Source organism: Roseicyclus sp. (assembly GCF_018402035.1).
GTDB lineage: Bacteria > Pseudomonadota > Alphaproteobacteria > Rhodobacterales > Rhodobacteraceae > Roseicyclus.
The window spans coordinates 179746-202517 of record NZ_JAGYJN010000005.1 but is presented as its reverse complement, the minus strand read 5'-3'; the positions used below and the strand labels follow the sequence as shown (position 1 = coordinate 202517).

General features: G+C 62.6%; 26 protein-coding genes and 1 pseudogene. 19 read left to right on the top strand and 8 right to left on the bottom strand.

Going from position 1 to position 22772, the window contains the following annotated elements; all coding sequences use genetic code 11:
• Positions 1-1233, bottom strand: a pseudogene (locus tag KG698_RS10455) (heparinase II/III family protein).
• 578 nt (positions 1234-1811) lie between these two features.
• The gene (locus KG698_RS10445) at positions 1812-3062 is read right to left on the bottom strand and encodes an RsmB/NOP family class I SAM-dependent RNA methyltransferase (protein WP_213685507.1); all 1251 of its coding nucleotides are present in this window, start codon (positions 3060-3062) and stop codon (positions 1812-1814) included.
• Between the two features lie 80 nt (positions 3063-3142).
• Between KG698_RS10445 and KG698_RS10440 the strand changes: the two genes are divergently transcribed.
• The gene (locus tag KG698_RS10440; RefSeq protein WP_213685506.1) at positions 3143-3334 is read left to right on the top strand and encodes a DUF1674 domain-containing protein; all 192 of its coding nucleotides are present in this window, start codon (positions 3143-3145) and stop codon (positions 3332-3334) included.
• Between the two features lie 9 nt (positions 3335-3343).
• Here KG698_RS10440 and KG698_RS10435 read toward each other — a convergent pair whose 3' ends face one another.
• Both KG698_RS10435 and dapB read right to left on the bottom strand, forming a co-directional pair.
• Positions 3344-3718, bottom strand: coding sequence for a dihydrodipicolinate reductase (locus tag KG698_RS10435; protein WP_213685505.1), 375 nt, complete (start codon positions 3716-3718; stop codon positions 3344-3346).
• 74 nt (positions 3719-3792) lie between these two features.
• A complete protein-coding gene (gene dapB / locus KG698_RS10430) occupies positions 3793-4605 on the bottom strand; it encodes a 4-hydroxy-tetrahydrodipicolinate reductase (protein WP_213685504.1) in 813 nt (270 codons plus the stop codon).
• A gap of 119 nt (positions 4606-4724) precedes the next feature.
• Here dapB and rbfA point away from each other — a divergent pair, with 119 nt between their 5' ends.
• From rbfA to KG698_RS10405, 5 genes are read left to right on the top strand one after another with little or no spacing between them, the layout of a single operon-like run.
• Positions 4725-5141, top strand: coding sequence for a 30S ribosome-binding factor RbfA (gene rbfA / locus KG698_RS10425; protein WP_213685503.1), 417 nt, complete (start codon positions 4725-4727; stop codon positions 5139-5141).
• Positions 5138-5893, top strand: a complete 756-nt coding sequence (locus tag KG698_RS10420) for a phosphodiester glycosidase family protein (RefSeq protein ID WP_213685502.1) — start codon at positions 5138-5140, stop codon at positions 5891-5893. The genes rbfA and KG698_RS10420 overlap by 4 nt, the downstream gene beginning before the upstream one ends.
• Positions 5894-5926: 33 nt before the next feature.
• On the top strand, positions 5927-6832 hold the full coding sequence (gene truB, locus KG698_RS10415; RefSeq protein ID WP_213685501.1) for a tRNA pseudouridine(55) synthase TruB: 906 nt from the start codon (positions 5927-5929) through the stop codon (positions 6830-6832).
• A 43-nt stretch (positions 6833-6875) separates the two neighbouring features.
• Positions 6876-7400, top strand: a complete 525-nt coding sequence (locus tag KG698_RS10410) for a DUF1643 domain-containing protein (RefSeq protein ID WP_213685500.1) — start codon at positions 6876-6878, stop codon at positions 7398-7400.
• On the top strand, positions 7387-8280 hold the full coding sequence (locus KG698_RS10405) for an alpha/beta hydrolase (protein ID WP_300983557.1): 894 nt from the start codon (positions 7387-7389) through the stop codon (positions 8278-8280). The genes KG698_RS10410 and KG698_RS10405 overlap by 14 nt, the downstream gene beginning before the upstream one ends.
• A 9-nt stretch (positions 8281-8289) precedes the next feature.
• Here KG698_RS10405 and KG698_RS10400 read toward each other — a convergent pair whose 3' ends face one another.
• Entirely contained in the window at positions 8290-9411 is a 1122-nt protein-coding gene (locus KG698_RS10400) for a calcium-binding protein (RefSeq protein ID WP_213685498.1), read from the bottom strand.
• A 411-nt stretch (positions 9412-9822) separates the two neighbouring features.
• Between KG698_RS10400 and rpsO the strand changes: the two genes are divergently transcribed.
• The 6 genes from rpsO (at position 9823) to KG698_RS10370 (ending at position 16000) form a co-directional block, all read left to right on the top strand.
• Positions 9823-10092: a 30S ribosomal protein S15 gene (gene rpsO, locus KG698_RS10395; RefSeq protein ID WP_213685497.1), complete on the top strand. Its 270-nt coding sequence runs from the start codon at positions 9823-9825 to the stop codon at positions 10090-10092.
• Positions 10093-10354: 262 nt separating this feature from the next.
• Positions 10355-12493, top strand: a complete 2139-nt coding sequence (gene pnp / locus KG698_RS10390) for a polyribonucleotide nucleotidyltransferase (protein ID WP_213685496.1) — start codon at positions 10355-10357, stop codon at positions 12491-12493.
• Positions 12494-12533: 40 nt separating this feature from the next.
• Positions 12534-12854 (top strand): hypothetical protein, encoded by a 321-nt coding sequence (locus KG698_RS10385; protein ID WP_213685495.1) that lies wholly within the window; start codon positions 12534-12536, stop codon positions 12852-12854.
• Positions 12855-12944: 90 nt separating this feature from the next.
• Positions 12945-13571, top strand: a complete 627-nt coding sequence (locus KG698_RS10380; protein WP_213685494.1) for a L,D-transpeptidase — start codon at positions 12945-12947, stop codon at positions 13569-13571.
• A 109-nt stretch (positions 13572-13680) separates the two neighbouring features.
• Positions 13681-15114, top strand: a complete 1434-nt coding sequence (locus tag KG698_RS10375; protein ID WP_213685493.1) for an aldehyde dehydrogenase family protein — start codon at positions 13681-13683, stop codon at positions 15112-15114.
• A 91-nt stretch (positions 15115-15205) separates the two neighbouring features.
• Complete coding sequence (locus KG698_RS10370; protein WP_300983551.1) at positions 15206-16000, top strand: hypothetical protein; 795 nt, start codon at positions 15206-15208, stop codon at positions 15998-16000.
• Here KG698_RS10370 and KG698_RS10365 read toward each other — a convergent pair.
• Genes KG698_RS10365 through KG698_RS10355 form a run of 3 tightly spaced genes read right to left on the bottom strand, consistent with a single transcriptional unit; the run spans position 15918 to position 17641 of the window.
• Positions 15918-16586 (bottom strand): pseudouridine synthase, encoded by a 669-nt coding sequence (locus KG698_RS10365; RefSeq protein WP_213685492.1) that lies wholly within the window; start codon positions 16584-16586, stop codon positions 15918-15920. The two genes, KG698_RS10370 and KG698_RS10365, sit on opposite strands and share 83 nt — an antisense overlap.
• A complete protein-coding gene (locus KG698_RS10360) occupies positions 16583-16879 on the bottom strand; it encodes a DUF1244 domain-containing protein (protein ID WP_213685491.1) in 297 nt (98 codons plus the stop codon). The genes KG698_RS10365 and KG698_RS10360 overlap by 4 nt, the downstream gene beginning before the upstream one ends.
• A 24-nt stretch (positions 16880-16903) precedes the next feature.
• Positions 16904-17641: an N-formylglutamate amidohydrolase gene (locus KG698_RS10355; protein WP_213685490.1), complete on the bottom strand. Its 738-nt coding sequence runs from the start codon at positions 17639-17641 to the stop codon at positions 16904-16906.
• Positions 17642-17841: 200 nt separating this feature from the next.
• Between KG698_RS10355 and pyk the strand changes: the two genes are divergently transcribed.
• From pyk to pheS, 7 genes are all read left to right on the top strand, one after another.
• A complete protein-coding gene (gene pyk, locus KG698_RS10350) occupies positions 17842-19290 on the top strand; it encodes a pyruvate kinase (protein ID WP_213685489.1) in 1449 nt (482 codons plus the stop codon).
• Complete coding sequence (locus KG698_RS10345) at positions 19287-19520, top strand: hypothetical protein (protein WP_213685488.1); 234 nt, start codon at positions 19287-19289, stop codon at positions 19518-19520. Before pyk ends, KG698_RS10345 begins: the two co-directional genes overlap by 4 nt.
• Complete coding sequence (locus tag KG698_RS10340) at positions 19521-20081, top strand: hypothetical protein (RefSeq protein WP_213685487.1); 561 nt, start codon at positions 19521-19523, stop codon at positions 20079-20081. It begins immediately after the preceding gene.
• A gap of 123 nt (positions 20082-20204) precedes the next feature.
• Positions 20205-20405: a 50S ribosomal protein L35 gene (rpmI, locus tag KG698_RS10335; protein ID WP_213685486.1), complete on the top strand. Its 201-nt coding sequence runs from the start codon at positions 20205-20207 to the stop codon at positions 20403-20405.
• A gap of 12 nt (positions 20406-20417) precedes the next feature.
• Positions 20418-20777, top strand: a complete 360-nt coding sequence (rplT, locus tag KG698_RS10330) for a 50S ribosomal protein L20 (protein ID WP_213685485.1) — start codon at positions 20418-20420, stop codon at positions 20775-20777.
• A gap of 78 nt (positions 20778-20855) precedes the next feature.
• Complete coding sequence (locus KG698_RS10325) at positions 20856-21587, top strand: class I SAM-dependent methyltransferase (RefSeq protein WP_213685484.1); 732 nt, start codon at positions 20856-20858, stop codon at positions 21585-21587.
• An 81-nt stretch (positions 21588-21668) separates the two neighbouring features.
• The gene (pheS, locus tag KG698_RS10320) at positions 21669-22733 is read left to right on the top strand and encodes a phenylalanine--tRNA ligase subunit alpha (protein ID WP_213685551.1); all 1065 of its coding nucleotides are present in this window, start codon (positions 21669-21671) and stop codon (positions 22731-22733) included.
• Positions 22734-22772: the final 39 nt, after the last annotated feature.

Below are 22772 nucleotides of genomic sequence, written 5' to 3'. Positions count from 1 at the left end.
TCAGTCTTCAAATGCGTCGTCGCCCGGCGCGGGCAAAAGCCCCACGGGACGGGCCAATGTCCAGCTCACCGCGCTGCCATAGCCGCTCAGCGCGGCAGAGAGAACGATTTGTTTTGTCGCGCGCGGGCGCATGCGCTCTTCGTCAAGATAGACCGACGGCGCAAGGCTCAGAACCGCCTCGCCAATATAGCGAAATACCCAAGTCTCGCGGTTGGGCAGTTGGATGGAGACCGCCGTGCCGCCCATATCGATCTTGGCCACCGCATCGGGGTGCAGGTGAAACCGCACCGCAAAGCGTAGGCCACCGGGCAAGCGCGCAAGCACCCGGTCCAGCGTTGCCCGATCAGTGGCGGTCATTGCGGCCAAGCCATCCTCGCCGCGCAGCAAGCTTCCGTCATGGGCCAGTTGCAGCGCGCGCAAATGCACCAGCCCATGTGTGCGCCGCCAGCCATCATGGCTGAGCGAGATCGCCTCGGCGGTTTTCATCGCGGATTGCTGCGTTTCGACGATCTGCGGGCCGGATACGAAATCTTGCGGTAGGTGATTGCCGCGTGTTGCGCCACGCGCCAGCCGCGCGCTGGCATAGCCCATCAGCGAAAGGGTCGAGTGGCTGGCCGTGGCGCGCGCGCTGCGCTACCATTGCGGGCCAAAGCCCTGTGCCGAACCTGCCGATACGATGACGGGTGCGCGCCCCGAGACCAGTTCGAACGCCAGTGTCGCGGCATGCGCTGCATGGCTGCCCGGCCCCAAAAGCGGCGGTGCCGCATCAACGATCAAGGAGACGCGCCGCCCATCCAAACGGGCATATCCCATCGCCAGCCCCTTGATCCGGCTGGGCCGCTGGTTGGCGCGCGCAAGGGTGCTGTCGAGCAATCCCGGCGCGCCGCGCCCGCCACCATGCATCCGCACCAAGCCGCCATCGGCATGGCGTAGGCTGCGCAAGGTGGGTGCGATCCGCGCAATGGCGGTGTCGATCGCGGGATCGGCGGGCTTGCCCGTCTGCTTGAGGAGGGCCGCAACCCCCGTCAGATGGGTCAGCATTGCCAAAAGCGTGGCGGGGTTGCGCGCGGCAATCGCGCCGCTTGCATCGAAATCTTCGGCACAAGCCTGCGCCATTGCGCGTAACGCGGGGTTGAGCGCGCTTTGCATGCCCCCCAGCGTCAGGGCGGAATAGACCAGTGCGCTGAGTACTTCGATCCGCGATAGGCCCTGCGCCGCGTTTGATGCGCGCATCTGCAACACCCCGCCTTGCCGCCCAAGGGCCGACAAAAGGCGCTGCTTGTCCTCAGGCGCTACGGCTTTCGCCAAGAAACCGGCATGGGTGATCATCGCGATCTGCCGCTTTGCCACAAGCGCAAGTGACCAGCCCGGACCGCGCCCGCGCCCATCGCGCGCCAGCCAATCCGATAGCCAAGCGCGCGCGGTCGCAAGCCCCGCGCCGTCGGGCAAGATCGCCAAATCAGCAAGCCACGCAAACCCATGCAGCGCGTCGATAAAGGCATCGGGGGCGGCCGTGATCTGCCAAGGCGTGCGCCCGGCCAGCGTGACGCTATGCCCAGCAAAGCACAGATCGCCCGCGACCAAGCGCTTGCCCTGTTGCTCGGAGCCGGTGAATTCCGGCAAAGGCTGCCAGACAAAGCCCGTGACGCGCGGCCCTGCGATACCAGCGCGCCAGACTGCCAGCCGGTCGGCCATGCGCCTGCGGCCCCTTGCGGGTGGCATCGCGGCGCTGAACTCTGGGCTGTCTGACATGGGGGATGTGCTGCGCGCTTTGGGGCTTGGGCCAAGGATAGGGTCGCTGTCGGCCCGTGTCACGCGCGGGTCAAGACGGCGGCGTAAAACCCATCTATTCCGCCCAGATCGGGCCAGAAATCGGGGCGCAGGCGCAGCCCACCCTCGGGGCTTTGCCAAGATATGTCCCCGCCCAAGGCCACCGCATCGGCGGGGATCACCCGCAGATCGCCATGCCGCTTGAGCGCGGCGGTCACTTGATGCTCGCCCTCGACCGGCAAAAGCGAACAGGTGCAAAACACCAACCGCCCGCCCGGTGCCAAAAGCGTCAGCGCATGATCGATGAGTTGCATTTGCAGCCGGGTCAGCGGCTCGACCTCGGTCCAGCGTTTGGCATGGGCCAGATCGGGATGGCGGCGGATCGTGCCACTGGCCGTGCAAGGTGCATCAAGCAAGATCGCGTCGTAAAGCGCGTCGTGATGGGCAAGCGCATCTTCGGTGACAAGCTTGGCGACAAGCCCGGTGCGGGCAAGGTTTTCGGACACCCGCCCCATCCGCGACACCGAGATATCCAGCGCCGTGACATCCGCCCCGGCGGCGGCAAGCTGCATGGTCTTGCCGCCCGGTGCCGCGCAAAGATCGAGCACGCGCGCCCCCGCGACATTACTCAAAAGGCGCACGGGCAGGGCGGCGGCGGCATCTTGCACCCAAAAATCACCCTCGGCATAGCCCGGCAATGCGCTGATCTGAGTGCCGGGCGGCATGCGCAGGCTTCCCGTAGGAAGGCGCACGGCCTGTGGCAAGTCAGGGGTAATGCCCGGCTTCATGGTCAGGTCGATGGGCGGCAGCGGCAGATGCGCGGCCTCGATCGCGCGCAAGACCTCGGCGCCCCAGCGTTTCTTGATCGGCCCGCCGATCCACCCCGGAAGGCGCTGCGTGGGCTGGGCGGCGAAACGCTCGGCCCCTTCGATTGCCAGTTTGCGCAGCACGGCATTGATCATCCCTGCGCTGCGGGCGGTCGGCTTTTGCTGTTTGGCGATGGTGACGGCGCTATCGACCACGCCATGTGCATCTTCCCCGGTGATCAGCAATTCGCAAGCGGCCAGCCGCAAGATCGCCAAGACGGCCGGTTGCGGCTTGCGGTCCAGATAAGCAGCAAGGCAGGCATCGAGCGGTTCGAGATGGCGCAAAGTCAGCGCGACAAGGCGGGCCGCGCGCGCCTGATCGCCGGGTGCAAGACGCCCGTCGCCGGGCAGATGCGCCAGCATCCGCCGTTCGCGCAGCACCGCGTCCAGTGCGCGCAGCGCTGCTTGTCTTGCCCCATGGCTCATGCGTCTTTCCCTTGTTCCAGAGGATCAGGGGCGTATATCACCACTGAGCGAACGACAAGAATGTCCGTGGGATTTCCGATATGAGCGATGACACACAGGCAAGCGATACCTCGCATCTGCCACCTGCCGCCCAACGTGCCTTGGCCGAGGCCGATGCGCGCCGCAAAGCGGCCAAAGAGGTTACGCTGCCGCCCGAGCTTGGCGGGCGTGATGGCCCCGAGCCTGTGCGCTATGGCGATTGGGAGAAAAAGGGCATCGCCATCGATTTCTGACGCCGGCCCCTATTGCAGCGTCAGATCGGCGAACATGCCCGCCCCTTGGTCGGATGTGAAACGGATCGTCGCGCCGTTTTCTTGCACCAATTGACAGTTATACCCAAGTTCGGTGTCGTTCCAGAATAGGTCGCGGCAGAAATAGCCGTTTTCCCAGCGCCACTGCCCGGTGACAGGCCCGCCAAAGGCGCGGCCTTCGATCTCGCCCGTGGGGGTGACGGTCAGCCGGATACCCAGCCTACGCAATTCGCGCCCTTCGATGAGCGAGACAAAGCGCGCATCGCTGTCGACCACGCGAAACTCCTCGGCCTGCGCGGCGCGCGGTGGGGCGATCAGGCCAAGGCCCAGCCCGGCAATCGCAAGGATCGTGAATTGGCGGATCATGCTACGCTCTCGGATGCACGGTACATGATGAGCGAGCTAGAAACCGAACGCTGGAATTCAAGCGTTCGGCGGATTTATGCCAAGCCCAAAACATCCATCATGTCGTAATGTCCCGGTGCCTTGTCTTGGCCCCAAAGTGCCGCCTTCAGCGCGCCGCGCGCAAAGATCGCGCGGTCGGTGGCGACATGGCGCAGGATGATCCGTTCGCCTGCGGCGGCAAAGATCACATCATGCTCGCCCACGATATCGCCGCCGCGGATTGCGCTGAAACCGATATCGCCGCGCCGGCGTTCCCCGGTGATCCCGTCGCGCCCGCTGTCGGTGACATCGCTGAGCGCCACGCCGCGCCCCTTGGCCGCGGCCTCGCCCAGCATGAGCGCGGTGCCCGAGGGGGCATCGACCTTGTGGCGGTGATGGGCCTCGACGATCTCGATATCGAAATCGGCATCAAGGGCGCGGGCGACCTGCTGGGTCAGACGCGCCAGAAGGTTCACGCCAAGGCTCATGTTTCCGGCACGCACGATCACGCCATGGCGGGCGGCGGCATCAAGGGCCGTGATATCGCCCGCACTCAGCCCCGTGGTGCCGATCACATGCACACAGCGCGCCTGTGCGGTCAGTTGCGCATGGGCCAGCGTCGCGGCGGGTGTGGTGAAATCGATCACGGCTTGTGCCTTGACGATCACCTCGAGCGGGTCTTGTTGAACGATCACGCCAAGGGCCGCGCGGCCCATCGCCTCGCCCAGATCGCGGCCGATCCAAGCGTGACCGGGCCGCTCGGTTGCGCCCATCAGATGCGCCTTGTCGCTTGCTGCAATCGTATCGACCAGCATTTGCCCCATGCGCCCCGAGGCACCCATCACTGCGATCCCGACACTGTCGGCCATGTCACATCCCTCCGTCTGTCGTGGCCGCTGATAGCGGATAGATGCGCTTTGGCAAAGCCGTCGCTTGCGACAAGGCCCGCCATCCCATAAGTGCGGGATTGAACAGCACAGGCAGTAGCATGGCAAAGAACCGGCATTCCGAGGGCGCAGGCCCCTCGCAGCGACAGTTGCGCGTAGGCGAGTTGATCCGGCGCACCTTGTCCGCCGTGTTGGCGCGTGGCGATGTGCATGACCCCGAGTTGAACGCGATGTCGATCACCGTGGGCGAGGTGCGCACATCGCCCGACCTCAAGATCGCGACCGTCTATGTCATGCCGCTGGGCGGGGCGCGGCGCGAGGATGCGATCCAAGCGCTCAAGCGCAACCGTGGTGAATTGCGCCGCGAGATCATGCGCGAGATGACGTTGAAATATGCACCCGATCTGCGTTTCGTGATCGACGAGACCTTTGACCGGATGGATGAGACACGCGCCCTGTTTGCCCGCGAAGATGTCATGCGCGATATCGAAGGGGGCGAGGCGGAGGATCACGAATGATGCGCGCGCTGGCCATCATCGCGGCCTTATGGCTTGCCCCAATCAACGCGCTGGCCTGCACGCAAGTGGCGTTTGATGGCGCACCCTTTACCACCTGCCGGATCGATTTGGCGCAAACCGAGCTGCGGTTGTTTCTGCGTGATCAGGCCGGTGCCATCTATGGCGGCTTTGCGCCCATCGACGCCGCATTGGCACCGGGCAAGCGCTTGGGCGTGGCGATGAATGCCGGGATGTTTCACCCGGACCGTGCGCCCGTGGGCCTTTATATCGAAGACGGTGTCGCGCAGATGCGCATCGTTACGCGGGCAGGGCCGGGCAATTTCGGGCTTTTGCCCAATGGGGTGCTGTGTCTGACGCAGGCGCGCGCGCAGATCATCGAAAGCCGCGCCTTTGCCGCCGCGCCGCCCCCTTGCCGGGATGCGACGCAATCGGGGCCGATGCTGGTGATCGATGGGGCGTTGCATCCGCGCTTTTTGCCCGACAGCGACAGCCGCAATCTGCGCAATGGTGTGGGCGTGGATGCGACGGGCCAAATCGTGCATCTGGTGATCTCGGACGCGCCGGTCAATTTTCACCATTTCGCGCGGTTTTTCCGCGATCATCTGGGCCTTGCGCAGGCGCTTTATTTCGATGGGCGCGTCTCGCGGCTTTATGCGCCGGGGATCGGGCGGGCCGATATTGGCCTGCCTGTCGGGCCGATCATCGGGACGGTCATTGATGCGGCGATTGACGCCGGGCCTTCGGGCGGATAGCCCGCCGGTCTTTCCACAGGTGAGGGTCTGACAATGGGGCGCAATCGCAAGGGGCGTGAAGTTTCCGGCTGGCTCTTGGTTGACAAGCCTGCGGGCATCACCTCGACCAGCGTGGTCAACAAGATCCGCTGGGCCTTTGGCGCGAAAAAGGCAGGCCACGCCGGCACGCTTGATCCTGATGCGACAGGCATGCTGCCCGTCGCGCTGGGCGAGGCGACAAAAACCATCGCCTATTTGGGCGAGGCGTTGAAGGGATATGAGTTTCGCGCGCGCTGGGGATCGGCCACCACGACCGATGATGCGGCGGGTGATGTGATCGCGACATCGCCCCTGCGCCCGACCGAGGCCGCGATCCGTGCCGCCCTGCCGCAATTTATCGGCGATATCCGGCAGGTGCCGCCGCAATTCTCGGCGGTAAAAATCGATGGCGCGCGCGCCTATGATATCGCGCGCGGTGGTGAGACCATGGATCTGGCGGCGCGCGATCTGCATGTCGATGCGCTGGAACTGATGGGCATGCCCGATGCCGATCATGCCGATCTGCATTTCGTCTGTGGCTCGGGCGGTTATGTGCGGTCAATCGCGCGCGATCTAGGGCAGGTCTTGGGCTGTTTGGGCCATGTGCTTTATCTGCGCCGCACATGGGTTGGCCCCTTTGATATCGAGGATGCGGTGAGCATGGACCAAGTCGAAGCCTTGGCCCAAAGCCCCGAGATCGACGCGCTGCTCAAGCCTGTGGCCTTGGCCTTGGGCGAATTGCCGATGCTTTGTGCAACCGATGCGGGGGCCGCGCGGCTGAAGAACGGCAACCCCGGACAGGTTTTGCCGGGTGCGGCCAGCTATGGCGATCTGGTGTGGGTCAGCTACGCGGGCCAGCCCTTGGCCATCGGTCGCCTGCGCGCGGGTGAGGTGCATCCAGAGCGGGTCTTCAACCTGTGAGCTTTCGGTTTTCCTTGGGCTGATTTGACGGCATAACCGCCCCATGATCACCCGCCACCACATCAAGGGCGATGCGCACTCGGTTGCTGCGTATTCCGATTGCGAAGCCTATCGCTACACGCTGACCCGCGTTTGGAACCCCGAGGGGGGCAGGGCGCTTTTCGTGATGCTCAACCCCTCGACCGCGACCGAGGTGCAGAACGACCCGACGGTCGAACGCTGTGAACGGCGCGCGCGCGCGCTGGGGTTCGGGGCGTTTCGCGTGCTCAACATCTTTGCCTATCGCGCCACCGACCCGCGCGAGATGCGCCGCGCTGCCGATCCGGTCGGGCCTGACAATGACGCGGCGATCTTGGCCGCGGTCCCTTGGGCCGACCAAGTCATCTGTGCATGGGGCACGCATGGTGGCCATCTCGATCGCGGGGTGCAGGTCGCGGCGATGCTGCGCGACGCGGGGGCAGCGTTGTTTCATCTTGGGCTAAGCCAAGCCGGCCATCCCAAGCATCCGCTTTACATCGGCTATGCGGTTCAACCCCAAAGATGGGAGGGCGATCTTGTCGGGTATTGAAGGCTTTCGCCAGTCACGTGTGGCCACGAATGGCGTCACGCTTTCGGTGCATCGGGGTGGCGCGGGGCCTGCGCTGATCTTGCTGCATGGCTATCCGCAAAACCATATGACTTGGCATCGGATAGCGCCCCGCTTGGCGCAGCATTTCGATGTGATCATTCCCGATCTGCGCGGCTATGGCGAGAGTGAGGCACCGCCCGATGATGCGGGCCACACCACCTATTCCAAGCGCGAAATGGCGCGCGATATCATTGGGCTGATGGATGCGCTGGGCTTGGCACGGGCGCATGTCATGGGCCATGATCGTGGCGCGCGGGTGACCTATCGTTTGGCGCTTGATCATCCTGAGCGGGTTTTGCGGCTGGGCATTATCGAGATCGTGCCGACGGCTGATTTCTGGCGTGCGTGGGATCGTGAACTGGCCTTGCGCGCCTATCACTGGACCTTTCTTGCGCAGCCTGCGCCACTGCCCGAGATGCTGATCAACGCCGATGGGCCGGGCTATATCGCCCGCACCTTGGCCAGTTGGTCGCTGTCAGGTGATCTTGCGGCTTTCGCGCCCGCGGCGATGGACAGCTATCTGCGCCAAGCGGCCGATCCTGCGCGGATCGCCGCGATGTGCGCCGATTATCGCGCTGGGGCCGGGCTTGACCGTGAACTGGATGAGGCGGACCGCGCAGCTGGGCGCAAGATCACGGCACCTTTGCATTTCCTTTGGGCCGCGCGCGGTTTTCCGGCGCGCACCGGCGATCCCTTGGCGATCTGGCGGGCTTGGGCCGAAACTGTCAGCGGTGCGTGCATCCAAGGGTGCGGCCATTTCGCGATGGAAGAAGCACCCGATGCGGTGCTGGATCACATGCTGCCGCATTTCTTGGGCTGAAAAGGCGGGTCAGGCGGTTTCCGCCGTTGTGTCTAGGTCCACGGGGCGCAGGATGATCGCCGCCGGATCAAGCCCCTGTGCGCCCGCGACTGTCAGGATTATTTCGCCGTTGAACAAGATACTGGCCCCGCTGCCATCGGCGAAATCCGTCACGGTGATCACCGGATCAGGTGTCGCATCGGGGTCGAACATCACTTCGATCACATCCTGCGTGGGGTCAAAGTCGGTGACATGCCCGGCCAGCGCGGCCATTTCGATGAAGCTGCCGGTGACAAACCTGTCCTGACCGGCACCGCCTGTGGCGATATCTTGCGCACCGATGATGATGACGTCATCGCCATCGCCACCATCAAGCAGATCGCCGCGATCCTCGTCATAGGGGCCAAAGATACTGTCGCCTGCCGTAAAGGTGCCATCAAGCCGGTCATTGCCCGCACCGCCCAACAGCGTGTCAGCGCCAAAGCCGCCCTGAAGAAAATCGTCGCCATCGCCGCCCGAGAGGTGATCATCCCCGTCGCTTCCGAACAGCAGATCGCCACCAGCGCCGCCCGAGAGCGTATCATTGCCATCCCCGCCGACGAGGAAATCGGTGCCGTCGCCGCCGTCTAGGCTGTCATCACCTTCGTCGCCATAGATCTCATCCGCGCCACCTTGGCCAAGGATGGTGTCATTGCCTTCATTGCCGAAAAGCGCGTCATCATCTTCCCCGCCTTCGATCAGATCGGCACCCGGCCCGCCGGTGATTGCGTCATCGCCGCCGCCACCCAAAAGGCTATCCATCCCCTCGCGCCCGCGCAGCACATCATCGCCGGTACCGCCATCAAGCAGATCATCCCCGGCGTAGCCATCAAGCGTGTCATCGCCCGGCCCGCCCGAGAGCGTATCATCGCCCATGCCGCCCGTCAGACTGTCATCGCCATCGCCGCCGAATGCCGTGACCGGCGCGACCCCGATACGGAAAAGATCGGCCAGCGATGGGGGGAGTGCGCCCTGTGCGATTGCATCGACATCGTCTTGCTCGGGTGGGGCATCATTAGGCGGCCCATCCAAAGGTGCCGTGCCATCCGTGATCATGCCGCCAAAGGCATAACCCATCGCCGCAAGGATAAGTAACCCACCAGCCGCCAGCATCGTCCATACCTCGTTACGCAAAAACTCGTGACTTGTTGGCGCTTGCTGCGCCTTGGACTGCCTTCTGACAGGCGTTGATCGCGGCACCTTTGCATGTTGCGCAAAGGAACAAGCAGCGTGATTCGCAATCAAACGTCGCGTGGAACTATTGCCCGAGTTTCTCTCAATTTGAACCCTGCCTGACCATCCTTCGGCATTACACCCTGCAATTTGGCCGGTATTGTGGCTTTTTTGGCCCAACGATGGGTAGGTTTCAGCGCATTTTATCCGATTGGCGCAAAGCCCCTCTTTCCAAGCCGACGCGCCCGGCCTATAGCCCCGCATCCGCGCCGTCATGGCGTGGGTCGCCTCCACGGGCCCTGCTGGACGACATCCCGGCTTGTGCCATCACCCTTAGAACAGGAGACCCCGATGTCGATTACTGTTGAAGAAAAGCAGCGTTTGATGACCGAGTTCGCGACCAAGGAAGGCGACACCGGTTCGCCCGAGGTTCAGGTTGCGATCCTGACCAGCCGCATCACCACGCTGACCGAGCATTTCAAGACCCATAAGAAGGACAACCACTCGCGTCGTGGCCTTCTTATGATGGTCGCACAGCGCCGCAAGCTTTTGGACTATGTGAAGTCCAAGGACGAGGCCCGCTATACGACACTGATCGGCCGTCTGGGCATCCGCCGCTAAGGCGAACACGCAGAACGATGAGATTGGCGACCCGCGCATAACCATTGCGCGGGTCGTTTGCGTTTTGGCCCTGCGATGGTGTGGCGCGCACTGGGCCTAATTCGCTTTGCAAAGCGGTCAAAACACGCTATGCGGCGGCCATCTGAGACGTGACGCCCTGACCCCGGCGCATGACATGATAAGGGGGTCGGCGGCAATGGGGCCGCCATAGGTATGGGAGACCCGGCAGGGGCCGGGAGAGCTCCCCGATAGGAAACGATATATGTTCAATATCACGACGAAAAGCATTCAGTGGGGCGAAGAGACGCTCACACTGGAAACGGGGCGTGTTGCACGCCAAGCCGATGGTTCGGTCATCGCCACATATGGCGAAACCTCCGTCATGGCCAATGTGACCTATGCACGTCAGGTCAAGCCGGGGCAGGATTTCTTTCCGCTGACGGTCCATTACCAAGAGAAATACTATGCCGCGGGCAAGGTTCCCGGTGGCTTTTTCAAGCGCGAAGCGCGTCCGACCGAGAAAGAGACGCTGACCGCGCGCTTGATCGACCGTCCGATCCGCCCGCTGTTTGTGCCGGGCTTCAAGAACGAAGTGCTCGTGATGTGCACGGTGTTGAGCCATGATCTGGTCAATGATCCCGATGTTGTCGCGATGATCGCGGCGTCGGCGGCGCTGACGATTTCGGGTGTGCCCTTCATGGGGCCGATCGCGGGTTGCCGCGTGGGCTTTGTCGATGGCGAATATGTGCTGAACCCGACCGTCGATGACATGCAGGATTTGCGCAACAACCCCGAGCAGCGTCTCGATCTGGTTGTCGCAGGGACCAAAGACGCGGTCATGATGGTCGAGTCCGAGGCCTATGAGCTGACCGAAGACGAGATGCTGGGCGCGGTCACTTTTGCCCATGCACAGATCCAGCCGGTGATCGACCTGATCGTCGCCTTGGCCGAAGATGCTGCCAAAGAGCCCTTTGATTTCGCACCGCCCGATTACGCGGCGCTTTACGATGTGGTCAAAGCAGCCGGCGAAGCCGCGATGCGCAAAGCCTATGCCATCACCGACAAGCAAGAGCGCGTGGCCGCTGTTGCTGCCGCCAAAGAGGCGATCAAAGCCACGCTCAGCGAAGAGCAGCTTGCAGATCCCGATCTGGGTTCGGCGCTGAAAAAGCTCGAGTCGATGGTCATGCGCTCCGATGTCGTCAAGCATGGCCGCCGGATCGATGGTCGTGCGCTTGATGCGGTGCGGGCCATTGATTGTCAGACCAGCGTTCTACCTCGGACGCATGGTTCGGCGCTGTTCACCCGTGGCGAGACCCAAGGTCTGGTCGTCACCACGCTGGGCACCGGCGATGATGAACAGTTCATCGACGCGCTGCATGGCAATTTCAAATCCAACTTCTTGCTGCATTACAACTTCCCCCCCTATTCGGTGGGCGAGGTTGGCCGCGTGGGTTCACCCGGTCGTCGTGAGATCGGCCATGGCAAGCTCGCTTGGCGCGCGTTGCAGGCGGTTTTGCCTGCGGCGACCGATTTCCCCTACACGATCCGCATCGTCTCCGAGATCACGGAATCGAACGGCTCTTCCTCCATGGCGTCGGTCTGTGGCGGGTCGCTGTCGATGATGGATGCGGGCGTGCCACTGAAAGCGCCGGTTGCCGGTGTGGCCATGGGCCTCGTGCTGGAAGATGACGGCTCTTACGGTATCTTGACCGATATTCTTGGCGACGAGGATCACCTCGGCGACATGGATTTCAAGGTCGCAGGCACCGAAGCTGGCATCACCTCGCTCCAGATGGATATCAAGGTTGCGGGCATCACGCCTGAGATCATGAAAACCGCATTGGCCCAAGCCAAGGCGGGCCGCCTGCACATCCTTGGCGAAATGGCCAAGGCGATGACGGCACCGGGCGAGTTCTCGATCCATGCACCGCGCATTGAGACGATGCAGATCCCGACCGACAAGATCCGCGAAGTGATCGGCTCGGGCGGCAAGGTGATCCGCGAGATCGTCGAGCTGTCGGGTGCCAAGGTCGATATCAACGACGATGGCATCATCAAGATCGCAAGCCCCAATGCCGAAGCCATCCAAAAGGCCTATGACATGATCTATTCGATCGTGGCCGAGCCCGAGGTTGGCGGTGTGTACAAGGGTAAGGTCGTGAAGATCGTCGATTTCGGCGCCTTCGTGAACTTCTTTGGCAAGCGTGACGGTCTGGTCCATGTGTCCCAGATCGAAAGCCGCCGTTTGAACCACCCCTCCGATGTTCTGAAAGAAGGGCAAGAGGTTTGGGTCAAGCTCTTGGGCTTTGACGATCGCGGCAAGGTGCGTCTGGCCATGAAGATGGTCGATCAGGCCACCGGCAAGGAAATGGCCGAGCAGGGCGAAGAAACGGCGGAATAAGCCGCTTTGCGCAATCGGTAAAGATCGGGCGCGTCCAGCTTTGGGCGCGCCTTTTTCGTTTGTCTGCGGGGCGTCAAAACGCAAAGCGCCCCCGGAGCTGCCCCAAGGGGTGCGGCCCGAACCACTGTTGTTCATCGTCCCAAGCGAGGACATGCACGCGTCTGCTGCCAAGGCTCTGAATATTAATCTGATCCATGGCTGGTGTTCCCTCGGCAAAGGTTCATCGGCGGCAAGTGCCAAAGGGTGCCTGAGAGCCGCCGGTAATGATTTGTTTGCAGTTTCATTTATCTTGCTTTCCCACACGTTTTTGCCGCGCTGCGGGCAAAGGGGCATTTTGCACGGCGCGCTGACCAAAACGTGACGTTGTTGGCACTTGTCCACAGGCGCGGCAGGCCGCAAAAGTGACAAGATTTTCAAGACGATTCTCGACTGTGCAAAAGGGGGTGCGGTCATGCTGACGCGCCGACATTTCATCATCAGCTCTGCGTCGCTGTTCTCGGCGGCCATCGCCCGTCCGATATCGGCGCAAGATGGCGTCGGTTTCGATGCGCAGGTCACGCGCCCCGATCCTGACCCCAATGCCAATAACCCTTGGGGTCTGCATCCGCGTTTCATGCCGACACGGGTCGAGCACAAAGCAGGGCTTCGTGCAGGCGATATTCATGTCGATGCGCGCGCGCGCTATCTTTACCATATCGGCACCGATGGCAGCGCGATGCGCTATGGCGTGGCGATTGGGCGGCCCGGCCTTTATATCCCCGGAACATTCCGGATTGGCCGCAAGGCCGAATGGCCATCATGGACGCCCACGGCAAGCATGATCGCGCGCGAGCCCGAGGTTTACGGCCCCTTTGCCAGCGGTGTGCCGGGCGGGCCGGAAAACCCCTTGGGCGCGCGCGCCTTTTACCTCTACGAGGGGTCGCGCGACACCTATCTGCGCATCCACGGCACGCCGCAGCCATGGTCGATCGGCACCTCGGCCTCGTCTGGCTGTGTGCGTATGGTCAATGCCCATGTCATCGACCTTTATGAGAATGTTGAGACCGGTGTGACGGCGTTCCTTTATCCGCAAAGCTAGGGCGCTGACGCAACGCTGGTCGCCTTTGGGCCATGGAGTGTCGGGGGTTCGGCTTGCGGCGCGGGCGGGTCGGTGACAGGTTTGCGCCAAACCTTTCGGAGGATCAGCCATGGAACATAGCCGCCATTTCTACATCGACGGGCGCTGGGTTGCCCCGGCCAAGCCGCGTGATCTTGATGTGATCGATCCCTCGACCGAAGAGGTCTGCGCCACGATTTCCATCGGCGATCAGGCCGATACAGATGCCGCCGTTGCCGCTGCGCGCCGGGCGTTCGATGGCTGGGCCGCGACGCCGGTCGCTGCGCGTATCGCCGCGCTAGAGCGTCTTTTGGCGGCCTATCTTGAGCGCTCTGAGGACATGGCCCAAGCCATCACCGCCGAGATGGGCGCACCCATCGATTGGTCGCGCCAGCAACAGGTGACTTCGGGCGATTGGCATTTCGAGGCTTTTCTTGCCGCCGCGCGCGAGATGGATTGGGAACGCCCCCTTGGCCCCCATGCGCCGGGCGAGCGGATCTTTCATGAACCCATCGGTGTGGTCGCCCTGATCACACCGTGGAACTGGCCGATGAACCAGATCGCGCTCAAGGTGGCACCGGCACTTTTGGCGGGCTGCACCATGGTGCTGAAACCCTCGGAAATCTCGCCGCTATCGGGCTTGGTCTTTGCCGAGATCGTCGATGCGGCGGGCCTGCCGCCGGGGGTGTTCAACCTTGTGAATGGCGACGGGCCGGGTGTGGGTAGCCAGCTATCGGTGCATGCGGATGTGGATATGGTCAGCTTTACCGGCTCGACGCGGGCGGGGCGGCTGATCTCCAAGGCGGCGGCCGATACGATCAAGCGTGTCAGTTTGGAGCTGGGCGGCAAGGGCGCGAATATCATCTTTTCCGACGCCGATGACAAAGCGGTCAAGCGCGGCGTGGCGCGGTGTTTTGGCAATTCGGGGCAATCGTGCAACGCGCCGACCCGCATGCTGGTGCAGCGCGACCGCTATGAGGCCGCCGTAGAAATCGCCGCCAAGGCGGCTGCGGAAACCCCGGTCATCCCTGCCCATCAAGAGGGGCGCGGGATTGGCCCTGTCGTGTCCGAAATGCAATTCGACAAGATCCAAGCTCTGATCCAGATCGGTATCGACGAAGGCGCGCGGCTTGTTGCAGGCGGCACCGGTCGTCCCGAGCATCTGAACCGCGGTTATTTCGTGCGCCCCACGGTCTTTGCCGATGTAACGCCCGACATGACCATCTACCGCGAAGAGATTTTCGGCCCCGTCTTGTCGATCACCCCCTTCGATACCGAGCAAGAGGCCATCGCGATGGCCAATGATACGGAATACGGCCTGACCAATTACATCCAGACCACCGACAAGGACCGTCTGCGCCGGGTGGCGCGGCGGCTCCGCTCTGGCATGGTGGAATGCAACGGCAAGGGCTTTGGCAAGGGTTCGCCCTTTGGCGGCATGAAGCAATCGGGCAGCGGCCGCGAGGGCGGTGTCTGGGGTATTCATGAATTCCTCGAGGTGAAAACCGTCAGCGATTGGGACTGACCCAAGCGCGGTTTTCGCCGCGTTGCGGAAATTGTCGTGGTCCTGTCGTCTTGGCCGCCTATCTTAGGGCCAGATGACGGAAGGAACGCGCATGATAGGCCCAATCGTTTTGATCTTGGGCAGCGGCCCCGCTGCTGTGGCGGTGCGTGGCTGGGACAGGGCGGTCTTTGATCAGATCGTGGCGATCAACAATGCATGGCGCCTGCGCCCCGATTGGGATGTCTCGATCCACCCCGAGGATTTTCCGCCAGAGCATCGCCCCACGACACTGGCCCCCGGCCAATCACGGATCGTGGCCGATGATTATGTGCCGATCCAGAACGCCTATGGCGGGTTCGTTTACGCGGGCGGCACGATGGCCTTTACCGCCGGTTACTGGGCGCTTGGCGCGCTTCGCCCCCGCGTGATGGCATTTTTCGGCTGCGATATGGTCTATGCCGCGACGGGGCGCACGCATTTCTACGGCACTGGCACCGCTGACCCGTTGCGTGCCGATATCACGCTCCAAAGCCTCGAGGCCAAGGCCGCGCGGCTACAGCTTTTGGCCGCCGAACAGGGTTGCGCCTGTGTGAACCTATCGATGCAGGACAGCCGCTTGGTCTTTCCGCGCGCGGGCTTGGATGAATTGGCCGACGCCGCGCCATTGCTGCCCGATGCAACCGCCATTGGCACCGCCAAGGCGCGCGAGGCTGCGTTGAATTATGTCGTCCCCTCGGGGCGTTACTGGCAAGAGGCCGCGCGTTTCGATGCAAGCGCCTTGGCCGATCTTGATGTGCTATGGCTTGCCGCGCATGCAGCCACGCTTAAAACGGCACCGGCGCACGAAACACCATCCCCATCCCGCCGTCCGGGTGCCGTAGCTTCAGGCTTTCGGCGTGGAGCATAAGGCGCGGGTATGCGCGCGCGGCCCCCGTGGCGTAGAAGGGATCGCCCAAGATCGGATGGCCGATTTCCAGCATATGCACGCGGAGTTGATGCGACCTGCCCGTTTTGGGGTATAGCCGCATCCGTGTGGTGCCATCCTCGATCCGCATGCGCCGCCACGATGTCTGGGCGGGTTTGCCAATCTCCCAGTTCACATGCTGGCGCGGGCGGTTTGGCCAATCGACGCAAAGCGGCAAGTCGATCTCGCCTTCTTCGGCGGCGACCGTGCCCCAGACGCGGGCGACATAGGTCTTTTTCATCTGTCGTTTTTCGAATTGCAGGTTCAGGTGGCGCTGCGCATGCGGGGTAAGTGCAAAGACCATCACCCCCGATGTGTCCATATCGAGGCGATGCACCAAAAGCGCCGTTGGAAAGGCCGCCTGCACCCGTTCCATCAGGCAATCGGTCAGATGCGCCGCCTTGCCCGGCACCGACAAAAGCCCGGCGGGCTTGTTGACCACGATGATGCCCGCATCGACATGGATGATGTCGAGCGGTGTATCGGGTGGTGCGTAATCGAAGGCCGGGTTGGGGTTGGCGTCGGTCAATGGTCGGGTTTCGATTGTTCGAAAGCGGCTGCTTGCGCGGCGCTCGCCTCGGTCTGGTGCAGCGCTTTCCAGTCGTCATAGGGCATGCCATAGACCACTTCGCGCGCAGCCTCTTTATCGATGGCGATGCCACGCTCGGCCCCAGCCTCTTGGTACCAGCGGCTTAGGCAGTTGCGGCAAAACCCGGTCAGGTTCATCATGTCGATATTTTGCACATCCGCGCGGCCGTTCAAATGAGCAAGCAGGCGGCGAAAGGCGGCGGCTTCAAGTTCGGTGCGGGTGGTGTCGTCCATGGTCTCTCTCTCCCTGTGGTTGGCTCAGACCTCGGCATTCTTGCGTGCCGCGTCAAGCATCGGTGCTAAACGATTTCCCCAATCGCGCTGCTGTTGCGGTGATGTGATCAGATCATTGCGCAATTCGATCAGCACATGGGGCAGACCGGGCTGTACCCCGTGCCGGTCGAGCGCGTCACCGGGCAGATGCCCGCTATAGGGCTCATTATCGCCGACACAGATATCACCTGCGGCGCGCAGTTGTGCCAAAAGCGGATAGGCCAAGCGCGTGTCACCTGCATAAAGCACCCCCACATGCCAAGGGCGCGGCGCGCGCCCCTTGAGCTGCGGGGTGAAGGAATGGATTGCCAAGATTGCCGGGCCCACGCGGCGCGCAAGAAGCCCCGCCAAGGCATCATGATAGGGGCGGTGAAACAATGCCAGCCGCCGCTCGACCTCGGCCGTATCGGCGTGCCTGTTGGCGGGAATGATCGAGCCGTCGTAGATCTTCATGCACAGCGTCGGATCATCCTCGCCCCGGTTCGGGTCGATCACGAGGCGCGAGAAATCGGACAAGATCACCGGGCTATCGAGTGCCGCCCCCAAAGCACGCGCCAGTCCGGCCGCGCCGATATCATAGGCGATGTGGCGCGCCATATCTTCGGGCGGCAGGCCCAGATCGCCACCCGCCACGGTTTCGGGCACGCGGTTTGAGGCGTGATCGCATGTCACCACCCAGCGCCCCGGGCGATCCTCGCCCTCGATCTGATAGGCTGGCGTCATGTCCTTGTCGCATCCCTGAGGTTGATTGGGGGCGGAAATAGGACTTTCGCGCAGGCTTGGCCAGTGGTCGCGCGCATGTCTGTTGTCGGCGTGCCGGAATTGCGCCATAGAGCAATAAAGACGCGCATGTTTGCGCTAACACATTGGTCAAGGCCACCCCGCGATGGCCGACCGGATAGCGGATGAAAAGGAGCCGATCGATGAAACGCGACCGCAATGTCAAGATCGTGGCAACACTTGGCCCGGCATCGGATGGCGAACATATGATCCGCAAGCTTTACGATGCAGGCGCGGATGTGTTCCGCCTCAACATGTCCCACGGCGGCCATGCCGAGATTGCCGCGCGCCACGCCGCGATCCGCAAGGTCGAGGCCGATGTTGGCCGCCCCATCGCCATTCTGGCCGATCTGCAAGGCCCCAAGCTCCGCTGCGGCGTCTTTGCCGATGACGAGGGGCATGTGCTGAAAAACGGCGCCTCCTTCCGCTTTGATCTTGATAAGACGCCGGGCAGCGAGAGCCGGGTGAACCTGCCCCATCCCGAGATTTTCGCAGCCCTTGAACCGGGCGCGCGGCTGTTGGTCAATGATGGCAAGGTGCGGCTGCGTGTTGATGCCTGTGGTGCCGATTTCGCCGATTGCACGGTGATCGCGGGTGGCCCGGTCTCCAACCGCAAGGGCGTGAACGTGCCCGATGTCGTGCTGCCCTTGGCGGCGCTGAGTGAAAAAGACCGTGCCGATCTGGAATTTGTCTGTGCGCTGGGCGTCGATTGGCTGGCGCTGTCCTTTGTGCAGCGCGCCGCCGATGTGCATGAGGCGCGCGAACTCGCCCGCGGTCGCGCTGCAATCCTGTCCAAGATCGAGAAACCGGCCGCAGTCACCGCCTTTGACGAGATCTTGGCCGTCTCGGACGGGATCATGGTTGCGCGTGGTGATCTGGGTGTAGAGTTGCCCGTGCAAAACGTTCCGCCGATCCAAAAGCGGTTGGTCCGCAAATGCCGCGCGGCCGCCAAGCCCGTGATCGTGGCGACCCAGATGTTGGAATCGATGATCGAAAGTCCGATGCCGACCCGCGCCGAAGTGTCGGATGTGGCCACCGCCCTTTACGAGGGGGCCGATGCCGTGATGCTGAGCGCGGAATCGGCGGCGGGCGCCTATCCGATCGAGGCGGTTCAGACGATGAACAACGTCGCGCTCGAGGTCGAGAACGACTCGAATTACACCTCCATCATGGCCGCCTCGCGCAATGTTGCGCGTGTCACAACGGCGGATGCCATTGTCTTGGCCGCGCGCGAGATCGCGGAAACCGTGGATATCAAGGCGATCTGCTGTTTCACCCAATCGGGCAACACCGCCGCATTGGTTGCACGGGAACGCCCACAGGTGCCGATCTTGGCCCTGACGCCCTTGGTTGGCGTGGCGCGGCGGATGTGCCTGACTTGGGGGTGCCATTGCTATGTCACGGGCGAGGTGAACCGCTTCAAGGGGGCGGTCATCTCGGCGGCGCGTATCGCGCGCGAAGGGGGCCACGCGACCGAGGCCGATCAGATCATCGTGACCGCCGGTGTGCCGTTCAATGTGCAGGGTTCCACGAACATCTTGCGCGTGGCACCATGCGAAGAACGATTGATCTATGCAGCGGACCCTGAGTGAGTATTGATCCGAACATCTTAATCGTCATCGCCGTGCTTGTGGTGCTGCTTGCGACGGCATCCTTGGTGGCGGGCTGGGTGAACCGTATCTGGTCGTGGCCCGCTTTTGCAGCGCTCATCATCGGGGTGGTGATCTTGGGGTTCTTGCATCTGTCGGTCATCCCCGGCGGGCTTGGCCCCCATGATCTGCCGATGGCGTTTATCCATGTTGCGGCGATGGTGCTGAACTAGATGCGCGCCATGCTTTCGATGGCCTTGGTTCTGGCCAGTGCAGGGCCGGGATCGGGGGCCATTCGCGATGGGGGGATCTTGCAGCAATCGGGGCAGGGCCGGTTTGTTGTGCTTGATGCAAGCCAGCCTTTTGCCGTGGGGCATGATCATTTCGACGATGACAATCTCTATGCCTTTGACGAGGCGCAGATGATCACGCTTTCCCGGCCCCTTGTCGTCGATATCGGCGGCATGCCCGAGGGTGTCTTGCCCATCGGCACGGAACTGGCCAGCCACTACGTCTTTTTCGACAGTATCCAGAGCAGCCAGTTCGCCTATGTCGTCTTTGATGCGCCGATCCTTGGGGTGGCGACGCGGCAGGCGACGCTTGCGGCCTCTGATGATTTGGCGGGCACCGCCGTGCGCTATGTCAGCCCGGAGTTGCGCGGTCTTGAGACAGGCGACGAGGTTTGGATTGACCCGGATGATCCGCATCGCCTGTTTCTGCTGTGGGCCGGATCATCGCCGGGGGATTACATCCGCGTCTTTACCGCAGCGCCCGGCAACCCGCCCTTGATGTGAATCCCCGCGCGAGGTGCTGGACAGCCCCGCGCTTTGGCTGTATGCGACGGCCTCCAACGGTGCGGCCGGCCAAAACGGCATGCCGAGTCGCGCCCGAAGCTCTCTAGAAGACAGGAGACGAAAATGCCGAAGATGAAGACGAAATCGAGCGCCAAAAAGCGCTTTAAGGTGACTGGCACCGGCAAGGTGGTGGCGGCACAGGCCGGCAAGCGGCACGGGATGATCAAGCGGACGACCAAGTTCATCCGCAACGCGCGTGGGACGACGACTTTGTCCGAACAGGACGCGAAGATCGTCAAGACCTACATGCCCTACGACCGCTGAGGAGGCCGCAAAATGTCCCGCACCAAAGGTGGAACCGTTACCCATCGCCGCCACAAGAAGGTTCTTGACGCGGCCAAAGGCTATTATGGCGCCCGTTCGCGCAGCTTCCGCACCGCGACGCAGGCTGTCGATAAGGCCAACCAGTATGCAACCCGCGACCGTAAAGTCCGCAAGCGGCAGTTCCGCGCGCTGTGGATTCAGCGCATCAACGCCGCCGTTCGCGCATTCGACGAACAGATGACCTATTCGCGTTTCATCAACGGTCTGGCGCTTGCCGGGATCGAGGTTGACCGCAAGGTTCTGGCCGATCTGGCGATCCATGAGCCCGAGGCTTTCGGTGCCATCGTCGCACAGGCCCGCGCCGCACTTTGAGGCGTAGCCAAGCTTGAATTCAAACCCCCGCTGGGCGATGGTCCGGCGGGGGTTATTCTTTGTGTAGGGCGCGTGCGTATGGCCGATTTCTTTTCCGATTATCTCAAGACCACCGATGAGCGCCTGCTCAGCAAATGGGCGCATTATTTCGACGTCTATACCCGCGAGTTGACGCGGTTTCGTGGCCGCCCGATCTCATTTCTTGAAATCGGGGTGTTTCGCGGCGGCTCCATCCCGATGTGGAAGGGGTTTTTCGGCGATCAGGCGCGGCTGACCTTCATCGATATCGACCCGGCCTGCAAAGCGCTGGAAATCCCCGGCACCAGCGTGGAGATCGGCAATCAAGCCGATCCGGCCTTTCTGGCCGATATTGCCGCGAAACACGGGCCGTTCGATGTGATTTTGGATGATGGCAGCCATGTCTGCGCCCATCAGATCGCCAGCTATGAAAACCTCTGGCCGCATCTGGCCGAGGGCGGGCTTTATCTGGTCGAGGATTGCCACACATCTTACTGGCCGGGTTTCGGCGGCGGCTACCGCAACGAGGCAAGCTTTATCGAATATGCCAAGCGCATGATCGACCGGATGCATAGCTGGTACACCGATCAAGACGCGCTGTTTCCCTTTGATCCCATCGCCAAGGAACTTCATTCCATCCGCTGCTACGACAGTATCGTGGTGGCCGAAAAGCGCACAAAGACCATGCCGCCCACAACGATCTATGCCCAAAACGGCAAGGTCACGCGCTCGCGCCGCGCGCTTGAGATCCGGGGGCGCAAATCCGCCTTTGCGGGCAAGGACGGAACCTAGGCCCTGCGGCTTGCAATCGCGGCCTTCCGTGATAGGTGAGGGCGCGGAATTGACGGGCAAAAGGCGCGGATCATGGACAGTTTGGATCAGCTGAAATCGGATTGGCTGGGGCGCATCGGTGCGGCCAGCGATGAGACCACGCTCGAAGATCTGCGCGTGGCGGCCCTTGGTAAAAAGGGTGACATCAGCCTGCGCATGCGCGAATTGGGGGCGATGTCGCCCGAGGAACGCCAAGTCGCTGGCCCCGCGCTAAACGCGCTGAAAGACGAAGTGACCACCGCGCTGGCCGCGAAGAAAGCAGCATTGGGCGACGCCGCACTTGATGAGCGGCTGCGCGCCGAATGGCTGGATGTGACCCTGCCCGCGCGCCACCGCCGTCAGGGGACGATCCATCCCGTTTCTCAAGTGACCGAAGAAGTGACCGCGATTTTCGCCGACATGGGGTTCGCCGTGGCCGAAGGGCCGCAGATCGAGACCGATTTTTACAATTTCGATGCGCTCAACATTCCCGGCCACCACCCCGCGCGGGCCGAGATGGATACCTTCTACACCCATCGCGCGCCCGGTGACGACCGCCCGCCCCATGTGCTGCGCACCCACACCAGCCCCGTGCAGATCCGCTATATGGAGGCCCATGGCGCCCCCACCCGCGTGATCGCGCCGGGCCGCGTCTATCGCGCCGATTACGACCAGACCCACACGCCGATGTTCCATCAGGTCGAAGGGTTGGCGATTGACCGCGATATCTCGATGGCCAATCTGAAATGGGTGCTGGAATCGTTCTTCTCCGCCTATTTCGGCACTAATGTGCGCACCCGCTTCCGCGCCTCGCATTTCCCCTTCACCGAACCCTCCGCCGAGGTCGATATCCAGTGCTCATGGGAAGGCGGCACCGTGAAGGTGGGCGAAGGCAATGACTGGCTCGAGGTTCTGGGCTCGGGCATGGTGCACCCGAAAGTGCTGCAAGCAGGCGGGATCGACCCGAACGAATGGCAGGGGTTCGCCTTCGGCATGGGCATCGACCGCATCGCGATGCTGAAATACGGCATCCCCGATCTGCGCGCGTTCTTCGACTCAGATTTGCGCTGGTTGAGGCACTACGGGTTTGCCGCGCTGCAGATGCCGGCGGTGCATGCCGGCGTTTGAGCCTGACCGCCCCCACGCTGCCGACACATTAGGAATGAA

Bases quoted from the DNA above. Each gene is read 5' to 3' on its own strand.
- KG698_RS10445 (WP_213685507.1), bottom strand. From the start codon at position 3,062: ATGAGCCATGGGGCAAGACAAGCAGCGCTGCGCGCACTGGACGCGGTG.
- KG698_RS10440 (WP_213685506.1), top strand. From the start codon at position 3,143: ATGAGCGATGACACACAGGCAAGCGATACCTCGCATCTGCCACCTGCC.
- KG698_RS10435 (WP_213685505.1), bottom strand. From the start codon at position 3,718: ATGATCCGCCAATTCACGATCCTTGCGATTGCCGGGCTGGGCCTTGGC.
- dapB (WP_213685504.1), bottom strand. From the start codon at position 4,605: ATGGCCGACAGTGTCGGGATCGCAGTGATGGGTGCCTCGGGGCGCATG.
- rbfA (WP_213685503.1), top strand. From the start codon at position 4,725: ATGGCAAAGAACCGGCATTCCGAGGGCGCAGGCCCCTCGCAGCGACAG.
- KG698_RS10420 (WP_213685502.1), top strand. From the start codon at position 5,138: ATGATGCGCGCGCTGGCCATCATCGCGGCCTTATGGCTTGCCCCAATC.
- truB (WP_213685501.1), top strand. From the start codon at position 5,927: ATGGGGCGCAATCGCAAGGGGCGTGAAGTTTCCGGCTGGCTCTTGGTT.
- KG698_RS10410 (WP_213685500.1), top strand. From the start codon at position 6,876: ATGATCACCCGCCACCACATCAAGGGCGATGCGCACTCGGTTGCTGCG.
- KG698_RS10400 (WP_213685498.1), bottom strand. From the start codon at position 9,411: ATGCTGGCGGCTGGTGGGTTACTTATCCTTGCGGCGATGGGTTATGCC.
- rpsO (WP_213685497.1), top strand. From the start codon at position 9,823: ATGTCGATTACTGTTGAAGAAAAGCAGCGTTTGATGACCGAGTTCGCG.
- pnp (WP_213685496.1), top strand. From the start codon at position 10,355: ATGTTCAATATCACGACGAAAAGCATTCAGTGGGGCGAAGAGACGCTC.
- KG698_RS10380 (WP_213685494.1), top strand. From the start codon at position 12,945: ATGCTGACGCGCCGACATTTCATCATCAGCTCTGCGTCGCTGTTCTCG.
- KG698_RS10375 (WP_213685493.1), top strand. From the start codon at position 13,681: ATGGAACATAGCCGCCATTTCTACATCGACGGGCGCTGGGTTGCCCCG.
- KG698_RS10370 (WP_300983551.1), top strand. From the start codon at position 15,206: ATGATAGGCCCAATCGTTTTGATCTTGGGCAGCGGCCCCGCTGCTGTG.
- KG698_RS10360 (WP_213685491.1), bottom strand. From the start codon at position 16,879: ATGGACGACACCACCCGCACCGAACTTGAAGCCGCCGCCTTTCGCCGC.
- KG698_RS10355 (WP_213685490.1), bottom strand. From the start codon at position 17,641: ATGACGCCAGCCTATCAGATCGAGGGCGAGGATCGCCCGGGGCGCTGG.
- pyk (WP_213685489.1), top strand. From the start codon at position 17,842: ATGAAACGCGACCGCAATGTCAAGATCGTGGCAACACTTGGCCCGGCA.
- KG698_RS10340 (WP_213685487.1), top strand. From the start codon at position 19,521: ATGCGCGCCATGCTTTCGATGGCCTTGGTTCTGGCCAGTGCAGGGCCG.
- rpmI (WP_213685486.1), top strand. From the start codon at position 20,205: ATGCCGAAGATGAAGACGAAATCGAGCGCCAAAAAGCGCTTTAAGGTG.
- rplT (WP_213685485.1), top strand. From the start codon at position 20,418: ATGTCCCGCACCAAAGGTGGAACCGTTACCCATCGCCGCCACAAGAAG.
- KG698_RS10325 (WP_213685484.1), top strand. From the start codon at position 20,856: ATGGCCGATTTCTTTTCCGATTATCTCAAGACCACCGATGAGCGCCTG.